Annotated in this window: 17 protein-coding genes and 1 pseudogene; 5 read left to right on the forward strand and 13 right to left on the reverse strand. The window is 44.9% G+C overall.

The features are described 5' to 3' along the window. Nucleotides 1-142: 142 nt before the first annotated feature. Nucleotides 143-4051: a phosphoribosylformylglycinamidine synthase gene (gene purL, locus AB6D58_RS08910; protein ID WP_017059881.1), complete on the reverse strand. Its 3909-nt coding sequence runs from the start codon at nt 4049-4051 to the stop codon at nt 143-145. Between the two features lie 329 nt (nt 4052-4380). Here purL and mltF point away from each other — a divergent pair, with 329 nt between their 5' ends. Together mltF and AB6D58_RS08920 are read left to right on the forward strand one after the other, a co-directional pair. After that, on the forward strand, nt 4381-5949 hold the full coding sequence (mltF, locus tag AB6D58_RS08915; protein WP_372157043.1) for a membrane-bound lytic murein transglycosylase MltF: 1569 nt from the start codon (nt 4381-4383) through the stop codon (nt 5947-5949). A 316-nt stretch (nt 5950-6265) separates the two neighbouring features. Beyond that, nucleotides 6266-6397 (forward strand): hypothetical protein, encoded by a 132-nt coding sequence (locus tag AB6D58_RS08920; protein ID WP_017059878.1) that lies wholly within the window; start codon nt 6266-6268, stop codon nt 6395-6397. 61 nt (nt 6398-6458) lie between these two features. Here AB6D58_RS08920 and tadA read toward each other — a convergent pair. The 7 genes and pseudogenes from tadA to AB6D58_RS08955 form a co-directional block, all read right to left on the reverse strand. Then, a pseudogene (gene tadA, locus AB6D58_RS08925) lies at nt 6459-7063 on the reverse strand (tRNA adenosine(34) deaminase TadA). A gap of 86 nt (nt 7064-7149) precedes the next feature. Continuing rightward, nucleotides 7150-8439, reverse strand: a complete 1290-nt coding sequence (locus AB6D58_RS08930; RefSeq protein ID WP_017067641.1) for a hemolysin family protein — start codon at nt 8437-8439, stop codon at nt 7150-7152. 215 nt (nt 8440-8654) lie between these two features. Beyond that, nucleotides 8655-10217, reverse strand: coding sequence for an AbgT family transporter (locus AB6D58_RS08935; RefSeq protein ID WP_017059875.1), 1563 nt, complete (start codon nt 10215-10217; stop codon nt 8655-8657). Nucleotides 10218-10515: 298 nt separating this feature from the next. Continuing rightward, nucleotides 10516-10965, reverse strand: coding sequence for a prepilin-type N-terminal cleavage/methylation domain-containing protein (locus AB6D58_RS08940; RefSeq protein WP_372157045.1), 450 nt, complete (start codon nt 10963-10965; stop codon nt 10516-10518). Next, nucleotides 10955-12265: a hypothetical protein gene (locus AB6D58_RS08945; protein WP_372157047.1), complete on the reverse strand. Its 1311-nt coding sequence runs from the start codon at nt 12263-12265 to the stop codon at nt 10955-10957. The genes AB6D58_RS08940 and AB6D58_RS08945 overlap by 11 nt, the downstream gene beginning before the upstream one ends. Then, complete coding sequence (locus tag AB6D58_RS08950; RefSeq protein WP_029236419.1) at nt 12262-12888, reverse strand: PilW family protein; 627 nt, start codon at nt 12886-12888, stop codon at nt 12262-12264. The genes AB6D58_RS08945 and AB6D58_RS08950 overlap by 4 nt, the downstream gene beginning before the upstream one ends. Continuing rightward, complete coding sequence (locus AB6D58_RS08955) at nt 12872-13420, reverse strand: GspH/FimT family pseudopilin (protein ID WP_017059871.1); 549 nt, start codon at nt 13418-13420, stop codon at nt 12872-12874. The genes AB6D58_RS08950 and AB6D58_RS08955 overlap by 17 nt, the downstream gene beginning before the upstream one ends. Nucleotides 13421-13522: 102 nt before the next feature. On the opposite strand from AB6D58_RS08955, the gene AB6D58_RS08960 reads away from it, so the two are divergent. Further along, nucleotides 13523-13960 carry a type IV pilin protein gene (locus AB6D58_RS08960; RefSeq protein WP_017059870.1) on the forward strand — a complete coding sequence of 146 codons (438 nt, stop codon included), beginning with the start codon at nt 13523-13525 and terminating at the stop codon, nt 13958-13960. Nucleotides 13961-14084: 124 nt separating this feature from the next. Here the strand turns inward: AB6D58_RS08960 and dnaJ are convergent, their stop codons facing one another. The 5 genes from dnaJ to grpE form a co-directional block, all read right to left on the reverse strand. After that, complete coding sequence (gene dnaJ, locus AB6D58_RS08965) at nt 14085-15233, reverse strand: molecular chaperone DnaJ (protein WP_017068546.1); 1149 nt, start codon at nt 15231-15233, stop codon at nt 14085-14087. Between the two features lie 284 nt (nt 15234-15517). Continuing rightward, nucleotides 15518-17431, reverse strand: a complete 1914-nt coding sequence (gene dnaK, locus AB6D58_RS08970) for a molecular chaperone DnaK (protein ID WP_017067645.1) — start codon at nt 17429-17431, stop codon at nt 15518-15520. Between the two features lie 386 nt (nt 17432-17817). Beyond that, on the reverse strand, nt 17818-18855 hold the full coding sequence (locus tag AB6D58_RS08975) for a polysaccharide lyase family 7 protein (RefSeq protein ID WP_017059866.1): 1038 nt from the start codon (nt 18853-18855) through the stop codon (nt 17818-17820). Between the two features lie 257 nt (nt 18856-19112). Further along, nucleotides 19113-20387, reverse strand: coding sequence for a dicarboxylate/amino acid:cation symporter (locus AB6D58_RS08980; protein ID WP_102333754.1), 1275 nt, complete (start codon nt 20385-20387; stop codon nt 19113-19115). A gap of 388 nt (nt 20388-20775) precedes the next feature. Beyond that, a complete protein-coding gene (gene grpE / locus AB6D58_RS08985) occupies nt 20776-21357 on the reverse strand; it encodes a nucleotide exchange factor GrpE (RefSeq protein ID WP_017069543.1) in 582 nt (193 codons plus the stop codon). 143 nt (nt 21358-21500) lie between these two features. Between grpE and nadK the strand changes: the two genes are divergently transcribed. Together nadK and recN are read left to right on the forward strand one after the other, a co-directional pair. Continuing rightward, nucleotides 21501-22385, forward strand: coding sequence for an NAD(+) kinase (gene nadK / locus AB6D58_RS08990; protein ID WP_017066747.1), 885 nt, complete (start codon nt 21501-21503; stop codon nt 22383-22385). 292 nt (nt 22386-22677) lie between these two features. Continuing rightward, nucleotides 22678-24342 carry a DNA repair protein RecN gene (gene recN / locus AB6D58_RS08995; RefSeq protein WP_017059862.1) on the forward strand — a complete coding sequence of 555 codons (1665 nt, stop codon included), beginning with the start codon at nt 22678-22680 and terminating at the stop codon, nt 24340-24342. Nucleotides 24343-24500 lie beyond the last annotated feature (158 nt).

Here is a 24500-nt window from a genome sequence, read left to right on the forward strand (position 1 = left end):
ACTCATTTCTGTCCAAAAGTTTGTTATACACACATCCACTATACGGTGATCCCTACACCACACTCACCACCAAAAAAAGCGCAGACCTTTCGATCTGCGCTTGTGGTTATTGTCCCGATAACACTGTTTAAATCGTTTTCAATTAACCCACGTTCTTACGTGCGTTTTGGAACATACGCATCCAAGCGCCATTCTCGCCCCAACCTTCCGGAGACCAAGAGTTTGCAACCGTACGGAATACACGCTCTGGGTGAGGCATCATAATTGTCACGCGGCCGTCAGTCGTTGTTAAACCTGTGATAGCGTTTGGCGAACCATTCGGGTTATTCGGGTATTGCTGCGTTTGGTTACCGTTGTTATCAACGTAACGTAGAGCAACCGTACCTGAGTTTTCAATCGCGTTTAGGTGGTCGTTATCACGTACTTCTACGCGGCCTTCACCGTGAGAAACAGCGATTGGCATACGAGAACCTTCCATGCCGTTGAAGAATACAGAATCTGACTTCTGAACTTCTACTAGGCTGAAACGTGCTTCAAAGCGCTCAGATTCGTTGCGAACGAAACGTGGCCAGTACTCCGCACCTGGGATAAGTTCACGTAGATTCGACAGCATCTGACAACCGTTACACACACCTAGAGAGAAGGTATCTTCACGCTTGAAGAAGTTTTCAAACTGGTCACGAGTAGAGTCATTAAACAAAACCGACTTCGCCCAACCTTCACCAGCACCTAGTACATCACCGTAAGAGAAGCCACCACATGCCACAAGGCCGTTGTATTCTTCTAGTACCGCTTGACCTGTTAGGATGTCGCTCATGTGAATATCAGTTGCTTCGAAGCCTGCACGGTCGAATGCTGCTGCCATTTCAACGTGAGAGTTAACACCCTGCTCACGTAGAATCGCCATCTTAGGCTTAGCACCTGTGTTGATGAACGGTGCTGCGATGTCTTCGTTTACGTCAAAGCTCAGTTTCACGTTCAGACCTGGGTCCGAGTTGTCTTTCTTCGCTTCATGTTCTTGGTCAGCACATACTGGGTTATCACGCAGACCTTGCATCTTGTGCGTTGTCTCAGCCCAGATAGTACGTAGTTCAGTACGGTTACGTTCAATCACTACAGACTCGCCAGACTTAATCACTAGTTCATCTGATGCTTCCCCTTCACCAACAACGCAGCCAATCACATGAGAACATGCTTCTAGACCGTTAGCTGCAAGAGTAGAAAGTACTGCGTCTAGGTCGTCGTTACGGACTTGGATTACTGCACCTAGCTCTTCGTTGAACAGTGCTGCTAGCGTGTCTTCACCTAACGCTTCAATGTTTGCATTAACACCACAGTGACCTGCGAATGCCATTTCTGCTAGCGTTACGAATAGACCACCATCGCCTTTATCGTGGTAAGCGACAACTTGGTCGTTCGCTACAAGTGCTTGAACGCCTTCGTAGAAACCTTTTAGTTGCGCTGCGTTGTCTACGTCTGCTGGCTTGTCACCAAGCTGCTTGTAAACCTGTGCAAGTGCTGTTGCACCCATACGGTTTTTGCCGTTACCTAGGTCGATAAGAACTAGGCTTGTATTACCTTTGTCAGTGCGAAGCTGAGGAGTAATCGTCTTACGAACATCTTCAACACGTGCAAACGCAGTGATAACAAGAGATAGCGGAGACGTTACTTCTTTCTGCTCGCCATTCTCTTCCCACTTAGTCTTCATCGACATTGAGTCTTTACCCACTGGGATAGTTAGACCCAGAGCTGGACATAGTTCTTCACCAACCGCTTTAACCGCTTCGTAAAGACCTGCATCTTCACCTGGGTGACCTGCTGGAGACATCCAGTTAGCCGACAGTTTAATGTGTTTGATATCGCCGATGTTGGTCGCTGCGATGTTAGTAATTGCTTCACCAACCGCTAGACGAGCCGATGCGCCGAAGTCTAGAAGTGCCACTGGCGTACGCTCACCAAGAGACATAGCCTCACCGTGGTAAGAGTCGTAGCTTGCCGCTGTTACTGCGCAGTTAGCAACAGGAACCTGCCATGGACCAACCATTTGGTCACGAGCTACAAGGCCTGTTACCGAGCGGTCACCGATGGTGATAAGGAATGTTTTCTCAGCGACTGTTGGCAAGCGAAGAACACGGTCAACCGCTTCGTTCATCTCGATGCCAGAACGGTCAATCGCAGGGTTGTTAGCTTTTAGCGTTTTCGCGTCACGGTGCATCTTAGGTGTTTTACCTAATAGGATGTCCATTGGCATGTCGATTGGCGTGTTGTCGAAGTGTGAATCTTCTAATTTCAGATCACGTTCTTCAGTTGCTTTACCAACCACTGCGTACGGTGCACGTTCACGCTTACAAATCGCGTCGAACGTTGCCATGTCTTTATCAGCAACCGCCATTACATAACGCTCTTGAGATTCGTTACACCAGATCTCAAGTGGGCTCATGCCCGGCTCATCGTTTGGCACGTCACGTAGATTAAAGATACCGCCACGCTCGCCATCGTCGACTAGCTCAGGAAGAGCATTCGAGATACCGCCCGCGCCCACATCGTGGATAAATGCGATTGGGTTCGCATCACCAAGCTGCCAACAACGGTCGATAACTTCCTGACAACGACGCTCCATCTCTGGGTTTTCACGTTGTACAGAAGCGAAATCAAGATCTTCAGAAGAAGAACCAGAATCCATTGAAGATGCCGCACCGCCGCCAAGGCCGATGTTCATCGCAGGACCACCTAGAACGATTAGGCTTGCACCTACCGGGATCTCTTTCTTCTGAACGTGCTCATCACGGATGTTGCCAAGACCACCAGCTAGCATGATTGGTTTGTGGTAACCACGCACTTCTTCACCTGCGTGAGAGTTTACTTTCTCTTCGTAAGTACGGAAGTAGCCAAGTAGGTTTGGACGACCAAATTCGTTGTTGAATGCCGCGCCACCAAGAGGACCTTCAAGCATGATATCCAGAGCAGTAACGATACGGCTTGGCTTACCAAAGTCAGTTTCCCAAGGTTGAACGAAGTTCGGGATCTTAAGGTTAGATACAGAGAAAGCAACAAGACCCGCTTTTGGCTTACCACCAATACCGGTTGCGCCTTCATCACGGATTTCACCGCCTGAACCTGTCGATGCGCCTGGCCACGGTGAGATTGCCGTTGGGTGGTTGTGCGTTTCAACTTTCATCAAGATGTGTGTTTTTTCTTGGTGGTAGCTGTACTGGCGAGTTTCTGGATCTGGGAAGAAACGACCAACTTCAGAACCTGTCATTACCGCTGCGTTATCTTTATAAGCAGACAGAACATGTTCTGGTGTCGTTTCAAAGGTGTTCTTAATCATCTTGAACAATGATTTTTCTTGCTTAACGCCATCGATAGTCCAATCAGCGTTAAAGATCTTATGACGACAGTGCTCTGAGTTCGCTTGTGCAAACATCATTAGCTCGATGTCCGTCGGGTTACGACCTAGCTTCTCAGTGAAGCTTTCAAGAAGGTAATCAATCTCATCTTCTGCAAGTGCAAGACCTAGGGTAACGTTTGCTTTTTCAAGCGCTTTACGTCCACCAGTTAGTAGGTCAACTTCCGCATAAGGAGCAGGCTCAGCAACGGTAAATAGTGCCGCCGCTGATTCGAAGTCAGTGAAAACCACTTCCATCATACGGTCGTGCAGGATTGCTTTCAGCTCAACAAGTTGAAGTTCAGAAAGTTCAGCAGAGGTTTCAATGTAGAAAGCAGTACCGCGCTCTAGACGTGACACTTTAGCCAGTCCGCAGTTGTGTGCGATATCTGTTGATTTTGAAGACCAAGGCGAGATAGTGCCTGGGCGTGGCGTTGCAAGCAGCAGTAAACCTTCAGGTTCATGCTCTTCAATCGTTGGACCGTAAGTCAGTAGCTTTTCTAGCTTCTCAACTTCAGACTCATCTAGGTCTGCCGTTAGATCAGCAAAGTGGGCAAACTCAGCGTAAATACCTGTTACAGGTAAGCTTAATTCACGACAAAGCTCTAAAAGCTTGTTAACACGAAACTCAGATAGAGCTGGGGAGCCACGCAAAATTCTCATGTGCTTACGTCTCTTATGCAGTTGATTAAGGTAGTATTGGAATAAATTCAGTGGGTTAAAGGAAAAACCTAACTGTTTTCTTCGAAGCTATTCCCGAAGGTTTAAAAACCTATGCCGATCCCACCTCTTCAATGCGAGCGCATTATAAAGCATTTCTTTTTGTGACGTAACACCAAAAGCAACCGTTTGCGTGATTTTTTTTATCTTTCTGCGTAAATGGTACTTTTGCTGCATTTATCACCACTTTTACAACTGTTTAATTAAACCTGCTTTGCCAGCCTTGCGGGGTTTGGTATAAAGGAGCTTCCACTTTTCGAGATTTCATTTTGATGCCTAAATTTACGCTCATCTTTTCGTCTAAGTTCCTTCTGCTCGCCATCGCCCTATTTGGGTTGGCTGGATGCCAGATTGAATCTGAACCTAAAAGTGTCCTTGAGCAGATACGAGATCGTGGCGTTCTTCGTGTCGGCACCCTAAATAACCAACTCTCTTATTACATCGGTCCTGATGGTCCTGCTGGCTTGGATTACGAATTAGCTCGTGAATTTGCGCAGGAGCTTGGTGTAAAGCTTGAGGTTAAACCCGCTTACCGTTTGTCTGGCTTGTTCCCTGCACTGCAGAAAGGCGAAATCGATCTTATCGCGACCGGCTTAACGCAAAACAACAAACTGACACGAGCTTATCGCGCCGCACCTGCTTATTACTACGTAAGCCAACAGGTCGTATACAAAAAAGGCCAGTGGCGACCGAGAAACCTTGAACAACTGATCAATTTCGAGAATGAGCGTCAGGTTGACTTTGTTAAAGCACAAACTGAATCAGAAGAGGCGGCGTCTACTGACACATTAACGCCATCTTTGGTTGTGGTGAAAGACTCACACTTTGAGCCAACACTAAAGCAGCTGCAGAAAACACACGATGACTTTATCTATGATGCGGTCGGCAATGCTGATATCAACGACCTGCTCAAAGAAGTATCAACAGGCGAACGTTTATTCACAGTGGCCGACTCTATCGAGCTATCACTGGCGCAACGTTTGTACCCAGATGTTGCCTTGGCATTTGAGCTGACAGAAGACCAACCTATCTCTTGGTACCTAAATAGATCGGAAGATGAAAGCCTGTATGCTTTGCTGATTGAGTTCTTCGGTAACCTAAAACAGTCTGGTGAACTGGCTTCACTAGAAGAGAAATACATCGGCCACATCGGCACTTTTGACTACGTTGATACTCGTGCCTTTATCCGCGCACTGGACAGCAAGTTGCCAAAATGGTCGCCGCTATTTCAAAGGTACTCTCAAGAATTTGATTGGCGCTTGATTGCCGCTTTGGCCTACCAAGAATCACACTGGAACCCTGTTGCGCGCTCACCAACGGGTGTTCGTGGCATGATGATGTTGACACTGCCCACCGCGAAGAGTGTTGGGGTAACCAACCGTCTCGACCCGAACCAGTCGGTACAAGGCGGTGTTGAGTACCTGCGTCGTATCGTGAACCGAGTACCAGATTCAATCACTCAACACGAAAAGATCTGGTTTGCACTTGCTTCATACAATGTCGGTTACGGGCACATGATGGACGCGCGTCGCCTCACGAAGGCACAAGGTGGCGATCCCGATGCTTGGGGCGATGTGAAAGACAGACTGCCTCTGTTAAGACAGAAGAAGTACTACAGCCAAACTCGATATGGGTATGCGCGTGGTGATGAAGCGAGAAACTACGTTGAAAACATTCGCCGTTATTACCAAAGCATTATTGGCCATGTAAATAAGCGCAATAAAGAACAAGAAGCGACCCTTGAAGGTTTGGTGGTGATCCCACCTTTAGAAACCTCAGGTGCTGAATCGAGTATCAGCACAGCTCAGTCGACAGTAAGCAGTTCTGAGCCTTCACAGTAAAACCCAAAAGAGCAATGCCATCTAGCATTGCTCTTTTTTATTGTCTTTTTTCGACTCTTCTTTCGTCACTAAGGGATAAGGGAAGCAGGCAAGAAAATGATGATGAGATCTAGAGTGTCATATTGCAGTAACAATCGAACCTTATAACGGCACACCACAATCAAGATTATGCTCTGTTGCACTGCAATGCTGGCTTTAGACTAGAACTGCTCTTCTATTTAAGCCAAGCGTGCGACAGGCCAAACAAACGAATAACACTATAATTAAATCGTTAGTCCAAACTAAAAAGTCAGACGACAAATAGGAAATCATTGAAATGATGAAGAAACTGAAATCGAAACGCCTTGATAAGACCGTTGCTGCAAACCGTCGTAAGCGTATGCTTTCAAATAATAAGAAGAAGATCATTTGGCGCAATCGCGCTTTCATGCAGATGATTGCTGAGTAAATGTAGTTACTCAGTCAGTTTGCTTGGCACTCTTGCGATAGAGAGTGCCGAAAGTACGCTGCTATTTCTTATTGCCAGCCTTCATCTCTGCTTCTAAACGCTGCTCTTCCAACAGACGTTCTTGCTTTCGCTTCTCTTTTATCTCTTTTCTACGACGCTTGAAAAACGCTTGTAATTGCTCACGGCACTCTTCCTCTAACAAACCATGTTCAACGTCGGCATAGTGGTATGAGGCCTGGCTTTCAAACAAATTCAACACTGTACCTGCAGCGCCTGCTTTTAAGTCTGGAGCACCAAACACAATGCGCTTTACTCGGCTGTGTAGCAAGGCACCTGCGCACATTGGGCAAGGCTCTAGCGTAACGTATAAAGTGGTATCGAGTAGCCGATAGTTTTCTAAGGCTTGACCGGCTTTACGCAAGGTTTCAATTTCTGCGTGTGCCGTAGCATCGTGGCTGCCAATCGAACGGTTCCATCCTTCAGAGATAATCTCCCCATCTTTTACTAATACTGCACCAACAGGAACCTCTCCCTCGCTCTCTGCTTGCGTAGCCACCTCGATGGCACGTCGCATGAAGATTTCATCTTGAGGGGTGAATTGATGGTCTGACAAAGGGAACTCCAGAAACAAAGGATAAAAACGAAAATAGGTATGCGGTGAAGCATACCTAATCTTAGAGATAATGAACAATAAAGAGGTAATAGACAACAACAGACAATGAACCATTGCCGCTTGCTGGTTGGTCGAACTGTTAGCTATTAGCGTCTTCTATGTCATCGGCTATTGGCGTCGCTTTGATACTCACAATGCGATTGTTCTCAACAGAGATAATTTCAAACTGCCACTGCTGGTATTGAACAACTTCGCCTGCATCCGGTAAGCGCCCTATTAACCATGTCACAAGGCCATTCAGCGTTTGGAAGCTCTCGCTTTCGCCCTCAAAATCCGATAGCTCTAAACGGTTTTTCAGTTCACTGATAGGAATCAATCCATCCACCAACAAACCGTCTTCCACTTGCTCGGTCCAAAGATCGTTCGGATTATTCGATAGCTCGCCAGCAATCGCCTCAAGAATATCGTAATGAGTCACAAGACCTTGAACATCGCCATACTCGTCGACAATGAATGCCATCTCGGTGCCCGACTCTTTAAAGTAGCCAAGTAGACGCAGAGCTTTCATCGATTCTGGAACATAGATCGGCGAGCGAGACAGCCCCATGATCACTTGAATGCTTAGATTGCCCGCCTGATTCAGCAAGGCTTTGGCTGACACTGTACCCACCACTTTATTGAGGTGATCTTGGCACAATGGAAACACACTGTGTTTTGATGAACGCAGTTTCTTTAATATCTGCTCAACGGGTTGGTCGACATCCAGAAAGTCGATGTCTCGACGCGGAGTCATCAATGAGCTCACAAGACGATCATCAAGCTGCAAGATATTACGAATCATCTCTTGTTCGCCGCGTTCAATCACACCCGATTCTGAGCCCTCTTTCACAAGTGCATGGATATCATCTTCGGTAACGCTATCTTCTTCACCGCCTCGGCCCATCAACTTAAGAATACCTTCCGTTGAAGCCGACAACGCAAACACAAACGGCGTCGCGATTTTAGATAACCAGAAGATTGGCAGCGCGACTAACACAGCAATGTTTTCAGCTTGAGACTGAGCAAAACGCTTTGGTACCAACTCACCGACAACGATAGCGAAATAAGTAATACCTACCACCACAACCGCAGTAGACAAGATGTTCGCTTGTGTTGGGTCTAGTCCCCACAGTTCAAGTTGAACGGCTAGTGGAGCCGATAGCGTCGCCTCACCCACAATCCCGCTGAGTAGGCCGATTACCGTGATACCGATTTGGATTGTAGAGAGGAAGCGGGTTGGGTTTTCTTTGAGATCAAGAGCAACCTGAGCGGAGCGGTGTTTTTCGGCTAAGCGTTTCAGCCGACTATTTTTTGCTGCTACCAATGCAATCTCAGACATGGCAAACAGACCATTTAAAACAATTAACCCTACTAAAAGCAGAATTTTCATGTGGCTTGGATTTCCTAAATTTACCGGCCAACAATTAGCCGTAATCCGGAGTATAAGCTGAGTGCCTTTATTTTGAATATAAAAAGTTTTGGATATAGAAAGTTTTGGATATAAAAACCTTGGATATAAAAAACGGAAAAAATAGCGAAAAAAAAGCCCGCACATTTCGGTACGGGCTTAGCAATGAATAAAGCTTAGTTTTGCTTAGTTCAATCTTACATTGTGTAAGTGTAAGGTGCTTGGATACCTAGTGGGATACCAAGAGCCCAGTAAGCTAGCAAGAAGATAGACCAACCGATTAACATCGCAATCGAGAATGGCATCATTAGAGAAGCTAGAGTACCGATACCTGTCGACTTAACGTAGCGCTGACAGTAAACAACAACCAGTGGGAAGAACACCATTAGTGGAGAGATGATGTTAGACACTGAGTCACCTACACGGTAAGCCGCTTGAGATAGCTCAGGAGAGATACCCACAACCATTAGCATTGGAACTAGGATAGGACCAATCAGTGCCCACTTAGCTGAAGCAGAACCAACAAGAAGGTTAACTGCAGCCGTTAGTAGAATCATACCAACAACCGTTGCTTCACCTGGAAGGTCCATCGCTTTCAAGCCTTCAGCACCGTAAAGTGCCAGCATAGTACCGATGTTTGATTGAGCGAATGCAGATAGGAACTGAGCACAGAAGAACGACATTACAATGTATGCGCCCATCGTTGCCATCGTCTCAGACATTGCTTTGATAACATCATTACTATTCTTGAATGTACCCGCTACACGGCCGTAGACGATACCCGGAATAATAAACAGGATGAAGATCAGAGGAACGATAGACTTCATTACTGGTGCTGAGAACGCCGTTAATTCGCCTTCAGGTGAACGAAGTGCTGAGTTTTCAGGCATTAGAGCCGCGATAAGCAGACCAATACCGGCAACCATTGCCCAACCAGCGAATTTGAATGCTTTAGATTCAATGGCTGTGAACGTACCTAGATCAGGTGCTTGTTCTGCATCTTCATCTACAGGCGTATTAGCAAGACGAGGCTCGATAATTTTCTCTGTAACGTACCAACCAATTGCCACAATTAGAATTGAAGACAAACCAGTAAAGAAGATGTTCGCTAGAGGGTTGATCACATATGCAGGGTCAAGAACGTTTGCCGCTGTTTGAGTGAAACCAGCTAGTAGCGGATCAATACCTGAAGGGATAAAGTTCGCTGAGAAACCACCTGATACACCAGCAAACGCTGCTGCAATACCCGCTAGAGGGTGACGACCCGCAGCGTGGAAGATGATACCGCCAAGAGGGATTACTAGAACGTAACCTGCATCAGCTGCTGTGTGAGACACGATAGCAACCAAGATTAGCATCGGCGTTAGTAGCTTAGCTGGCGTGAAGTTAAGCATCTTCTTAAGGCCAGTCGTAATGAAGCCTGAAGAGTCTGCAACGCCAACACCTAGCATAGCAACAAGTACGATGCCTAGAGGTGCGAAGCCTGTGAACGTGGTAACCATATTCGCTAGGAAGCTAGCAAGCGCTTCACCAGTTAGTAGGTTGTTTACTTCAAGAGCAGCACCCGTTTGAGGGTTGATTAAGTCGAATGAAAGATTCGATAAAAGTGCAGATGCTACCCATACAATAACTAGAGCCCAGAAGAACAGGATTGCTGGATCTGGAATTTTGTTGCCGGCGCGTTCAATGAAGTTTAGAAAGCGGTCCATACCACTGATCTTCTCAGTCGATGGTGCTTTTTTTACGGCTTGGTTACTCATTGTAACTCCATATGTGATGTTGTTTTGTTTAGGCCTAATATAAGTTTTGACCACGGCCTATTGGTACAGCACATATTCTATTAAAGTCGTTGTTAAAAAGCACAAGATTCCACCTAATTTTCCATAAATGGAGACATATTTTGCAAAAATACCATACAACCACAACAATATAAAAACATAAAAAACACCATTCCATATACAGAGTTTTAACTAGCACGTAAACAATGTCCGAGGAGTGAAAATTATCAGTAAAAGGGGTAGCATGAGCCTTGGCATGCAGTAAACGTTTGCTTGAGGGTCAATCAAACTCACTGTATTTGGAGAGCATAGTTTCGAGGTAAATACTTTGTGCGTGGTTCATACGATCTTGCCATGCAATTGTGACAGTAATGCTTTTTAATGCGCTAGACAGAGCACCGTTTGCATTAGTCACTTCACAGGTCATGGCATAGGCAGAACCCGACAAACCGGATAAAGCATCTGAACTTGCTATGTTGAGACAATGACTCGCCTGATCTAGTTCCGAAAAAGGAATTAAACCTACCGCCCCACTCGCATTAGACGCCCGAGTTCGATAATACTCCATCTGCCTTTCTGCAAAATGCAGCGCTTCGATACTCTGAATCGCATAGTCGGCTTTCTGCTCAGTGTAGGTCTGCAGCTTGACCATGCCTAACGCGGCCACGCCCACCAGTAGAAAAGAGATAAGTACTTCAAGTAAACTAAAACCACGCTGGTTAGAAATCACTCCATGAGCCCTTTTTCCACTGTATTTCGACAGGTTCATCATGCGGGTTGTATTCTCCTCGATAATCTAGATTCATCGAGCCTTTAATCGTAGAAAGCCCCCCGATTGAATCCAAAAATATGCCTCCTTTAGGGAAGAAGGAAGCGTTAGCTATATAGGTACTATTTTCTTTAACCAATAAAGAGTAATCCATCGTTGCTGGTAACTTATCCCAACTATCAGCAAGAAAGTCCGTGTTGTTTTCAGCACCTGAAGCGTCCTTGAAGACACTCATGTCATTCAAGTGATAAAAAGCACCATCAAGTACACTGGCGTTTCCATTTGCGAAAATCCCATTTTCGACCACTAAAGATCGTGGTGTGATCGTTCCTGCACTATCCACAATATTAATGGCTGGGTGCCAAACTACACAGTCCCCAATGACCCACACCTTAGTTTTACCAGCTGAAAAGGCATCATTGATTCGAGTACTGCACTCCTTGCCCACGTATTTATTTGTGTTTGAATCGAAATCTACATGCGCGGTATTCCCGTGAGAATCCGTCTCTAATAGGTTTATTACCTCATATTCATTACTTTTAAGGGCGTTGATATTGTCCGTTGTTTTCTTTACCCCGAAGTAGTTTTCGAAACCATTTAGATTGGTGTCATGAACGTAATCACTCATAAAAGCACCGCTAGGATCACTACCCGATGCGGTAATCGTTGCGCTCTCACTCAAGTCAGTTACCGCATCTTTACAAGCGCTAAAATCTGCAGGTGCATTCTCAGGATTAGAAACGGTGGTTAAGCTCCCCCCTGTACCTTTGGTGTGTATAACAGAGTCGAAAAACCGAACTGCCACACACTCATATACACCGTTGTTACTGGTTTCACTGAGTTCAGGGTCGATATCCATGATGTCCTCGGAAATAATTTCGAGAGCCGATATTGCTTGTATGGCCCCCAAACCCGAATCATTAGAAAATCGAATTTCTTTATTAATCGATGTTCTGTTGGCGGTTGAGACAAGGATATTAGCGTTATCGGATGATTTATCTAATGAAGAAAGCTTGTTGCTACAGGAATCCAGGAGATCACCTGGGATCGCGGTACTGCTGTTTTCAATAATAACGCTTAGACCACACTCCAATCCCCCCTCGGCGGTCCAATGTTCTTTGCGAGCTTGAACCTCGTTTTGAGCACGCTTTATTTGGTAAAAAGTGGTTTTAAAGCTACCAAGAGAAACGATCAGCACACCAATCAATAGAATACTGACTAGAAGTAGTGTTACCGCTCCATTTTGCTTTAATCGCATCATTGCCAATTCCTTTGTACCACTGAAGTCACTACTCTCTGACTTTCATCTGCATTCACAAGAGAAGCTTCTAGAGCGATATCGACTCTTTGCGAGGTTGCCAGACTGTTAGATAACTCAGTTACAGAAACCAAAAAAAGTTCTACTTCTATTTGCTTTTCGAAAAACAAACTTTCACATGTCATTGCTCCCAAACCAGATGACGTAATCTGAGTGATATCTAATAAATAAGAAGATTCTTCTTGGCAATAGTTCAGCTTATTACCCTTAAACTGATAGACAATGTTTCGATAGGCCGAAGATGCGCTGTTTTGTCGATAAACAAAACCAACGTAAGATTCACTGGCACTGGATTGAAAGGTATAAATCGTATTGGCAGCGCCCGATAGCTTCACTGATTGTCCAGAGTCTGCATCATAACCGGCTCGCCAGAGCTCCTCTTTCATCATTTGAGTAGTAGCGAATAGGTTCTGAGATAAGAGCAGCTCCAAGCTCTTTTCTGAACTCAAACGTTGGTTGGTAACAAATACCGAGCCGATAGTACCGATAACAATCACACCGATCACAGAGGCCACTAACATTTCGACCAAGGTACTACCTTGAACACTCCTAGCCACAGATCTCATAACCATAATGACCTATGCTATTGCGCCCATCGCTGTTTGGGTCACTGCTGCAAATTCGGATCCGCCCTGTCGTTTTCGATGCGATGATTGAAAGTACATCCGACAGCGCATTCGTGGAGGCGAGTGAAACATTACCGTCTCGAAAACGTCCCCTGACGTTATCGATCGCAATTGAAGTACTATTGGAGAAATTAAAGTCTACTTTTATACCTCTATATGCCGAACCATCAAGATGCATAAGTACATTATCAGAAACGTAAAATGTTGAACTGCTCAACACCATATCCCAATCACCATCAGAACTTTCGGTTCCACCTAAGGCACCTGAAACCAAGAACAAAACATAAAGCTCTTGGTTACGAGTGACCGCTTCTGATCGGGCAGTAATAAGAAAACTATGAACCTCAGGGGCTAAGCGCTGCAGTTTAGAAGAAGCCAACAAAGAACTAAAACTAGGGGCAGCCGCAGCCAGTAGCACTGAAAGCACCACTACAGTAATCAGCAGCTCTAATAGCGTAAACCCGCGAGTCATTTCCCAAATTCCTATGTAATAACTTGAGCAACCGTACTCAACCTTGCGCACATGCTAACACTAAGGAAAAATAGCCAGATAAGTGAAAAGGAAGTCCTCGTGATGATTCGAAAAAATAAATGCAACAGCAACAACACGCGCGTAAAAGGGATGACATTGATCGAGTTATTGATTGTGGTTGCCATCATTGGGATTTTGGGGGCTATCGCCTATCCGAGCTATACCAACCACGTAGTGACTGGACATCGAACTAGCGCACTCGCTGACATAGCTCGAATTCAATTAGAACTAGAAGCAGCCTATGACAGCGGTTATGACTGGAGTGGTATTGTTTCGGGAAGCGATTGTTTGATCTGCGATACCGAAGCGAGTCGTTTTGTTTTCAGTGTCACCAGTTCGGCTTCTGCTGCCTATACGATTACAGCAACACCTCAGTCGGGAGTAGGTCAAGATAAAGACAACTGCTTCGATGGACAAAACCATAAAGTGCTCACTCTCGACAGTGCTAATGTCGAATACCCAGAAGCCTGCTGGATGTAGTGTGATGAGGGTTTCAGGTGAAGAGAAAGAGAAAGAGAAAGAACCAGGTTTGAGATACAAAAAAAACCTGCTACATGAGCAGGTTTTTTAATTTTATCAACAACTTAAAGTATAAACAATCTAATTACTTAGTTAGGTCATCGAAGAAGTTTTTAACGCCGCTAAAGAAACCTTCAGACTTTGGCTTATGCTTGCTTGCCGCTTCACCACCACAGGTTTCTTCGAATTCACGCAGTAATTCTTTCTGGCGAGCGCTTAGCTTAACTGGAGTCTCAACCACTAGCTTAACGATTAGATCACCCACACCGCCACCACGAACGCCTTTCACGCCCTTGCCACGCATACGGAACATACGGCCCGTTTGTGTCTCTTCTGGTACCTTAAGGTTTACACGACCATCCAGTGTTGGAACTTCAACTTCACCGCCTAGAGCAGCCATAGAGAAGCTTACTGGTACTTCGCAGTAAAGGTTGTTGCCGTCACGTTCGAAGATGTTGTGCTCTTTTACGTGTACTTGTACGTACAGATCGCCAGCTGGAGCGCCGTGCTCTCCCGCTTCGCCTTCGCCAGATAGACGAATACGATCGCCAGTATCAACACCAGCAGGGATCTTAACGTTAAGTGTTTTCGTCTTCTGTTTGCGACCTTGACCATGACATGAGTTACATGGGTCTTTGATGATCTTGCCTTTACCGTTACAAGTAGGACAAGTCTGTTGAACCGCAAAGAAACCTTGGCGCATTTGTACTTGGCCGTGGCCATGACAAGTGCCACACGTTTGTGCAGAAGAACCCGCTTTCGCGCCGCTGCCGTCACAAGTATCACACTCTACAAGTGTTGGTACTTCGATTTCTTTAGAAACACCACGAACCGCTTCTTCTAGAGAAAGTTCCATGTTGTAACGTAGATCTGAACCACGTTGTGCACGCTGTTGACCGCCACCACGACGACCGCCGCCGAAGATGTCGCCAAATACGTCACCGAAGATATCGCCGAAGTCACCTTGGCCACCGCCGCCGAAACCACCGCCGCCGCCCATGCCACCTTGTTCAAAGGCTGCATGACCGTATTGGTCGTAAGCTGCTTTCTTTTGAGAATCGGTTAGGATCTCGTACGCTACTTTTACTTCTTTAAACTTATCTGCTGCGGTCTCATCACCCTGGTTACGGTCCGGGTGGAATTTCATCGCTAAGCGTTTGTACGCTTTTTTAATATCGCGCTCTGATGCATCGCGGCTTACGCCTAATACTTCGTAAAAATCACGTTTTGACATGTTCTAGGTCACCAAAATAATTGCTACTACCGAATGATCACTTCAGTAGTCTGTGTATCAATCTAGATAAAAGTTCTGCCGGCTGAAATGCCGAATAAAGCTATTATCTAGATCGACAAGTCTAAATACAAATTTACGGGCGTGAGAGTTACCTCTGACGCCCGCAATAATAAGTCTTTGAGACAAATTTCTAAGCAGATAGCTTGAGTCCTAAGTGGAAGCGCGGAGCCTACGTTAGTAGGTGGACACTTCCGATAACGAAATCAGGCTACTCTGCGACGAAATTATTTTTTGTCTTCTTTAACTTCTTCAAACTCAGCGTCTACAACATCGTCGTCTTGCTTAGGTTGTTCACCAGCGTCAGCACCAGCTTGTTCAGCTTGAGCTTTCTGTTGAGCAATTTCCATTAGCTTTTGAGCTGCTTGCATAAGTTCTTGAACTTTAGCGTCGATAGCTTCTTTATCGTTACCAGACTTAACTTCTTCTAGTGCAGTGATAGCCGCTTCGATTTTAGCTTTCTCGTCTGCAGGTAGAGCTTCACCAGCTTCTTCTACTTGCTTCTTAGTGCCGTGAATCATTTGGTCAGCTTGGTTACGTGCAGTTACTAGCTCTTCGAACTTTTTGTCCGCTTCTTTGTTAGCTTCTGCTTCTTGTACCATTGCTTCGATCTCTTCCTCAGACAGGCCGCCTGATGCTTGGATAGTGATCTTCTGCTCTTTACCTGTTGCTTTATCTTTAGCAGATACGTTCAGGATACCATCAGCATCTAGGTCGAATGTTACTTCGATTTGTGGCATGCCACGTGGTGCTGGTTGGATACCTTCTAGGTTGAACTGACCAAGAGACTTGTTGTAAGTCGCTTGCTTACGCTCACCTTGAAGAACGTGGATAGTTACTGCGTTTTGGTTGTCTTCAGCTGTAGAGAACACTTGATCCGCTTTAGTAGGGATAGTTGTGTTTTTCTCGATAAGCTTAGTCATCACGCCGCCCATCGTTTCGATACCGAAAGATAGAGGAGTAACGTCTAGTAGTAGAACGTCTTTAACGTCACCCGCTAGTACACCACCTTGAACAGCAGCACCCATTGCAACAGCTTCGTCAGGGTTCACGTCTTTACGTGGCTCTTTACCGAAGAATTCAGTTACTTTAGCTTGAACCATAGGCATACGAGTTTGACCACCAACTAGGATAACGTCAGTGATTTCGCCTACCGATAGGTCAGCATCCGCTAGAGCAACTTTTAGTGGCTCAAGAGAACGTTGAACTAGGTCTTCAACTAGAGACTCAAGCTTCGCACGAGTCACTTTGATGTTCATGTGCTTAGGGCCAGTCGCATCAGCAGTAACGTAAGGTAGGTTTACGTCAGTTTGAGTAGTAGAAGAAAGCTCGATTTTCGCTTTTTCTGCTGCTTCTTTAACACGCTGCATTGCTAGTGGATCAGCTTTAAGGTCGATACCTTGCTCTTTCTTGAACTCATCTACTAGGTAGTTGATCATGCGGTTATCGAAATCTTCACCACCAAGGTGAGTGTCACCGTTAGTTGAAAGAACTTCGAAAGTCTTCTCGCCTTCTACTTCATCGATTTCGATGATAGAGATATCGAATGTACCACCACCAAGGTCGTATACAGCGATAGTGCGATCACCACCTTGCTTGTCTAGGCCGTAAGCTAGAGCAGCAGCAGTTGGTTCGTTGATGATACGTTTAACATCTAGACCAGCGATACGGCCAGCATCTTTCGTTGCTTGACGTTGAGCATCGTTGAAGTAAGCAGGAACAGTTACTACTGCGCCAGTTACTTCTTCGCCTAGGAAGTCTTCAGCTGTTTTCTTCATTTTCTTAAGAACTTCAGCAGATACTTGAGGAGCAGCCATTTTTTGGCCTTGCGCTTCAACCCATGCATCACCGTTGTCAGCCTTAACAATGTTGAAAGGCATGATTTCGATATCGCGTTGAACTTCTTCATCTTCAAAACGACGACCGATTAGACGCTTGATAGCGAACAGTGTGTTTTGAGGGTTAGTAACAGCTTGACGTTTTGCAGGTTGACCAACTAGCGTTTCGCCTTCTGTGTATGCGATTACTGATGCTGTTGTGCGTTCGCCTTCAGCATTTTCAATTACGCGTGGTTTGTCGCCGTCAAGAACAGCAACACAAGAGTTAGTAGTACCTAAATCAATACCAATGATTTTACCCATCAGGCCATCTCCGAAATATTTTCTATTAAGTTTTTGCTATACCCACATATGTGGGGGTGGTAATCAGGGAATCAACCCTAATACACAAAATTAAAGTGCAAATGTAATTTGCTTTCGTATGCACCATAGATAAGGGCTGCAAACTGGTTTTCAAGGGAATAAGTAAAAAAAATCTATTTTTTCCCGTATCTTTTTACATAAAGGTAAAAAGTGACCGATCCCTTGCCAATTGAGGCTCCAATGTTGAGAAACTCTCGCATTTGTCGCCACATTGAAACCTCAACCCTATTCCAGATGCCATAAAAAAAGACCTTCATGTGGAAGGTCTTTTTCAAATAGATATTAATCAGTTAAATATTGTTCAAATGGTGACTGATTCAGCCATATTATTGGTTGAGCACTAACTGGTAGAAGCTCGCTTGAGTGTAATCACCCGCTTCCATACCACGCCATTCACAGGCTGAGCTCGACTTCTTAGTGTTGCATTGATTGTATGCGCCCGCCTTGAAGTACATCCAGTCCTGTCCATAACCAAGGTCGATATCATGCCCCTGATACTTACCCTTAGCCAAATCAACATCATACGTCTTCACAATAGGATCGGCTGAGTTTGGATTCTTAGTAAAGGTTAAGTGCATGATGTTATCTTTGATATTCACATCGTATGAGAACACTTCACCTAGCTTGATGCCATCAGCAGGGTCCGAGCTGCCTTTTTTCAGATTGTATTGACCAAATACATCATGGCGAATGTCTTTACGAAGTTTCTTTCCGTTTTCATCCTTCGCGTTTTTCATCTCTGTCGGCGGGTTTAACTCATAGTTCCACGTTAACGAACCATGCTCATGTTCTGGCAACTTGCGGTAAACAATTTTCAGTGGCTCATTGTCTGAACCATGGATTTGACCAATAACCACAGAGAATGCACCGGTTTTCTTATAGTTACCGCTGGTGCTCACCTGATCAACAGAAAGTGTTGCCGTCATCTGGCCACCGATAGAGCCAAACTCTTCCGCGTTCTTATGGCTTGAAATCGCAAAGTTGTTGCTCGGCGCAGAGTAGCTATCCGCTAGCATCGCTCTTAGCTCACTACGCGTGTTTTTACTGTTTGGCGTCGTTGGAGCTGTATTCGGAGCCACAAACACCATCGCACCAGACTCGGCATCCGTGTAGAACCATTTAGGGTGAACGTAAGGCGTGTCTACATTCGACAGTTCCTTTTTACCAATCTCCAGCGTTTTACCTTTTCTAGACCCTTCAGTCGTCAGCTCCGGTAAGTTAATTTTCCATTTAGATAAATCGAAGTTTTGTGCTGGTGCTTTTGCAGGGTCAAGATTGAACTGTTGACCAATATCGTGATTAGAAGCAAGAGCGGGAGCGGCTAAAAGGCTGGCAGTCAGTAGGCTAAGGTAAGACAGCTTCATTATTGGGTTTCCTTTATGTCGTCATAATGTAGGTTGTCAGAACAATATAATAATATTGTATTATTATATGTGATCTATATTAAAGATTGAAAACTGATGACCCATTCAGCGCGAGTAAAAAGAAAAAATGAGACTTCGCACCAACATAGCCCCCTCTTTTAACTCAGCAGCAGACAGCCCAAAGCACTTATCATCAGAAACAAAAAAGCCCCGCTCTCATTGAGCGGGGCTTCTAATTATCGAATCTTAATTAAGAATTATGCTTCTGCTTTCTTTAGCTCAGCTTCTTCGTTAGCTTCAACGCCGATTTCGTTTTCAGATTTCGCTACGATAGTGTTAACCGCAGTATCACCAACAACGTTAGAAGAAGTACAGAACATGTCACAGATACGGTCAACAGCAGCAACAATCGCTAGACCTTCTGGTGGCAAACCTAGTTGGTGCAATAGAACACCGACCATAACCACACCACCACCAGGAACACCACCAGCACCGATAGAAAGTAGCAAGATAGTTAGACCTAGAGTAAAGATATCAGCAGTGTTGATTGGCTGACCGAATGCGTTTGCTACGAACATAGTTGCTAGTGCGATGTAGATAGATACACCAGACATGTTCATTGTTGCACCTAGTGGTACACCGAAACCTGCCACTGACTTAGATACGTTTAGTTTGTCCGTCAGAGTACGCATTGTTACTGGAATCGTCGCGTTCGAGCTTGCAGTCGATAGTGAGAAAAGGATTTGCTCACGAGTTGCACGTAGGAACTGCTTTGGAGAAATACCAGTGAATGAACCAACCATCATTGGGTAGAAGAAGAAGATCCAGAACACAAGCATCGCTACAACAAGCGCTACATAGCCAGCAACTGACATTAACGTGTTTGCATCAAGTGTTGCACCTAGTTGAATCATCAGAGCAAATACACCGTATGGCGCAAGGCTCATTACTAGGCCGATAAGCTTCATCATGATCTCGTTAGCCATCTTGAATGTCTTGATAGCTGGGCCACCACGAGAATCAAGCGCTTGAATAGCAAGACCTGTCAAAATTGCCATGAAGATGATTTGTAGCATGTCGCCGCTTGCGAACGCTTCTACAGGGTTGCTAGGAACGATGTTAACAACAAGAGAGAAGATGTCTGGTGTTTCAGTTGTTGTAAGCGCAATTGTCTCAGAAACCGTACCCGCAAGGTTCGCACCTGCACCTGGTTGGAAAATAAGACCAATCGTTAGCGCTGCTGAAATCGCGATGATGGTGTTAATAATGTAAAGACCAAAGGTTTTACCACCAAGACGACCAAATGAACGAATATCTTTTAGCTCAACAATACCGCAAACAATAGATACGTATACAAGAGGAACTACAAGCAATTTGATAAGTGATACGAACATACCACCAGCACCTTCGGCAGCGCCAAGTAGATACGTATCAAAAATAGCAATACCGCTGAATAGGTACTGAATAGCAGTACCAATAAGTAGACCGGCGAACAAGCCTACAAAAATTTTACTTGAGAGCGATTTATCCATCGTTCTTCTCCAGTTTGTTGTGTTTGAAATTTGTACTTTTATAGTTATATATGCGACCAAAATCGCTATATGGCAGTGGATTTTACATACAAAGATAACAATTAAAAGTATTTATTTACAAAAACACTACAAATGTGACATCAAAACATTTACTCAATCACAACAAGTTTCATAACACAAAACTCTAAATCGCTGATCTGAATGAAATAAAAAGAACGACATTCTTAATGCGGTTTTGATGCTTATTTACGTGGACTCTCAAGTTATAGGCACAAAAAAAGAGAGGCCTATACCTCTCTTTTTATTTTACGCAAACCAGTGATTTATTTTGTCGCTGCGACTAACTCAGTCAATGCACCAGTCAATCACTTGGCAACGTAATTCGTCATTACTTAGCAACCATAACCATCGCTGGGCGAACCACACGACCGTTTAGTTCGTAGCCTTTTTGCATCACAAACATAACCGTGTTCGATTCGTGATCTGGGCTTTCTTGAATAGACATCGCTTGGTGGAATTCAGGGTTGAACGCTTCACCTTCAGGGTTGATCTCTTTAAGACCAAACTTAGCAACTGTGTCTACGAACGTTTTGTGCGTTAGCTCAACACCTTCATACAGTGGCTTAACCACTTCGTTTTCAGCGTCTGCCGCTTGCATTGCACGCTCTAGGTTGTCGATTACAGGAAGCAGACCTTCAGCAAACTTGTTCAAAGCGAATTTACGCGCTTTATCAATTTCTTGTTCGCTACGGCGACGCATGTTTTCAACTTCAGCTTTCGCGCGAAGAACAGAATCTTGCTGCTCTTTCACTTTAGATTCGCTAGAAAGCAGTGCAGCTTCCAGTTGAGCGATTTTTGCTTCCTGCTCATCAGCAGCGTCTTCATTCAGTTCAGCTTCTTCAACTTTCTCAGCTTCAGCGATGATCTGATCTAGCTCTGCTTCGGTTACTTTGTTTTCTTCGTTGCTCATGATATCTCCAGAATTCGTTTTCAATGCAAGTGACAGGCGTGTTTGCGCCCCAAATTGATATAAAACACTCGCATAGACGTTCAACTTGCCTTTATTATGGGGATGAAGAATTTTGATTCAAGCCTAATTCGTTTGGAAACGTTATGAAAAAGCCATTTGAAGTCATCGCCATTATCGGTAAACCTCGAGATCAGCAAGCAATTCAGACTCATAGAGAGCTCTATCAGTGGTTAAGTGCTGAGGGTTATCAAGTGTTTGTTGATGACAGACTCGCCACTATTTTGGACGACATCCCAAAAGAACATTTTTCTAGCCTGATTGAATTAGGTAAACGCGCCGATCTCGCTATTGTGGTCGGTGGTGACGGAAATATGCTCGGTGCCGCTAGAATCTTGTCACGTTTCGACATTTCAGTGATTGGTGTTAACCGAGGCAATCTTGGTTTCCTAACCGATCTCAACCCTGAAAACTTCCAGAGTGCGCTTACTGATGTACTCAAAGGCGAGTTCATGGAAGAAGAGCGCTTCTTACTTGAAACGGAAATTCATCGTCACGGCCAGATAAAAAGCCACAATGCAGCCCTTAATGAGGCTGTACTGCACCCCGGCCAAGTTGCTCACATGATCGAGTTCGAAGTATATATCGATGACAGCTTCGCCTTCTCACAGCGCTCTGATGGCTTAATCGTCTCAACACCGACAGGTTCTACCGCCTACTCGCTTTCCGGCGGCGGCCCTATCCTGTCATCAAGCCTAAATGCTATCTCACTCGTGCCAATGTTCCCGCATACCCTTTCAAGCCGCCCATTAGTGGTGGATGGCAAGCGTCGTATTAAGCTTATCGTATCGCCTGATAACCGTGGAACTCAGGAGGTGAGCTGCGATGGTCAAATCTCACTGCCTGTTTCTCCTGGTGATGAGATCCACATTTACCAAAGCCCGAATGTACTTAAGTTGATCCATCCTAAAGACTACAACTACTACCATGTTCTACGTAACAAACTAGGTTGGTCGAGTAAGCTGTTCTAAAAGAATAAACGCTCCAGTGGTAACCGAAAATTTGAAAGGCTGACGACATTCGTCAGCCTTTTTATTGCCAGTAAAAGCCCGTCGGCTCTAGCTTCTCTGCAGTTCCTTATACCTCCACTCCCAAGAGGGAGGAACGACTGAGTTGGGAATCTATAGCGGTTTCAGTGATCTACGAACAACCTCAATTCTGATAACGGTCGCAAAAAATTTTCACCTGTCGACTTTACTGTATAAAGAAACAGTATATACTGAACTTATATACAGTATTGTTCAGTTATACAGGTAAATAAAAATGCTGGCTCATTTAAGTGTTAATAATTTCGCTATTGTTAAGTCTTTACAGCTAGAACTATCTAAAGGCATGACAACAATCACCGGGGAAACTGGTGCGGGTAAATCTATCGCTATCGATGCTTTAGGCTTATGTCTTGGGGGAAGATCCGATGCAGGAATGGTTCGACAAGGTGAAGAAAAAACCGAAGTCAGTGCCGCTTTTTTACTTGAGAACAATCTGCATGCAACCCGCTGGTTAGAAGACAACGAATTGCTTGATGGCAGTGAGTGCATCCTGCGCAGAACCATCTCAAAAGAAGGTCGTTCTCGTGCATTCATCAACGGTAGCCCTGTCCCTCTTTCGCAATTGAAATCACTTGGACAACTGTTGATCAACATCCATGGTCAACACGCGCATCACCAGTTGATGAAAAGCGATTATCAAATGGCCATGCTTGATCAATACGCAGGCCACTTGAACCTATTGAAATCGACACGTAATGCTTACCAAGCATGGCGACAAGCGGATAACCACTTAAAAGAGTTACGTGAGAATAGCCAGCAAAACCAAGCTCAAAAACAACTTCTTGAATACCAAATCAAAGAGTTAAATGAGCTGTCTATTGGGGAGGAAGAATATGAAGACCTCGAACAAGAGCATAAGCGCCTCTCCAATAGCGGAGAACTGGCCACAACCTGTCAGCAAGCTATCGAGCTTATTTATGAAGGCGAAGAAGTTAATGCGCTTGGTATTCTGCAATCGGCCAATAACTCCTTAATTCAGTTAGCTGAGCTAGATGAAAGATTGGCCGAGTTACCGAACTTGCTTTCTGAAGCCATTATTCAGATCGAAGAGACCAACAACGAGTTAAGAACCTACCTAGACAGCATTGATGTTGATCCCGGTCGTATGGCTTACGTTGAGGAGCGTTTCTCTAAAGTGATGTCGATGTCTCGTAAACACCACGTGTTACCTGAAGAGCTGTATAAGCACCATCAAGACTTACTACAACAAGTTGAAGCGCTTGATTGCTCTGATGAAAAATTGGAAGAACTGGCCAACGAGGTAGAAAACCAATACCAATCGTTCGTTGCTAAATCAGAGAAGCTTCATAAATCTCGAACTCGTTACGCAAAAGAGCTCAACAAGCTGATCACGCAAAGCATGCACGAACTGAGCATGGAAAAAGCGCAGTTTGCCATTGAAGTGAACAACACCAACACACACCCTTCTCCATTGGGTATGGATAACGTGACCTTCATTGTTTCGACCAACCCAGGCCAACCAATGCAGCCGATTGCGAAAGTGGCCTCTGGTGGTGAGTTATCACGAATCTCACTGGCGATTCAGGTGATCACAGCGCAAAAAGTGGATACACCAAGCCTGATTTTCGATGAAGTCGATGTGGGTATCAGTGGACCAACCGCTGCGGTTGTCGGAAAAATGCTACGTAAGCTGGGCGAATCGACACAAGTTATGTGCGTGACTCACTTACCTCAAGTTGCCGGTTGCGGTCACCAACAACTTTTTGTAGCGAAGAACACGAAATCAGGTAAAACCGAGACTCAAATGCACACGCTTGATGAGCAACAACGCGTTTCAGAGCTTGCTCGACTGCTTGGTGGCAGCCAGATTACCGAATCGACGCTTGCCAATGCAAAAGAGTTATTAATCGCAGCATAGGTTACATATTCAGCAACTTTCTGATAATTTACCGAAAATTCTTGGCAATTTTGCAACTTAATTCAAAATTGCCAGTCATAACAAGCTCAAAGCGCAAGGAGCTTTTTACTTCTTGCTGGAGCTTGTTTATTATCAGGCAGTATTTTAGCGAAGAAAGA

The organism is Vibrio sp. 10N.239.312.D08 (assembly GCF_041466145.1).
Lineage (GTDB): Bacteria > Pseudomonadota > Gammaproteobacteria > Enterobacterales > Vibrionaceae > Vibrio > Vibrio crassostreae_C.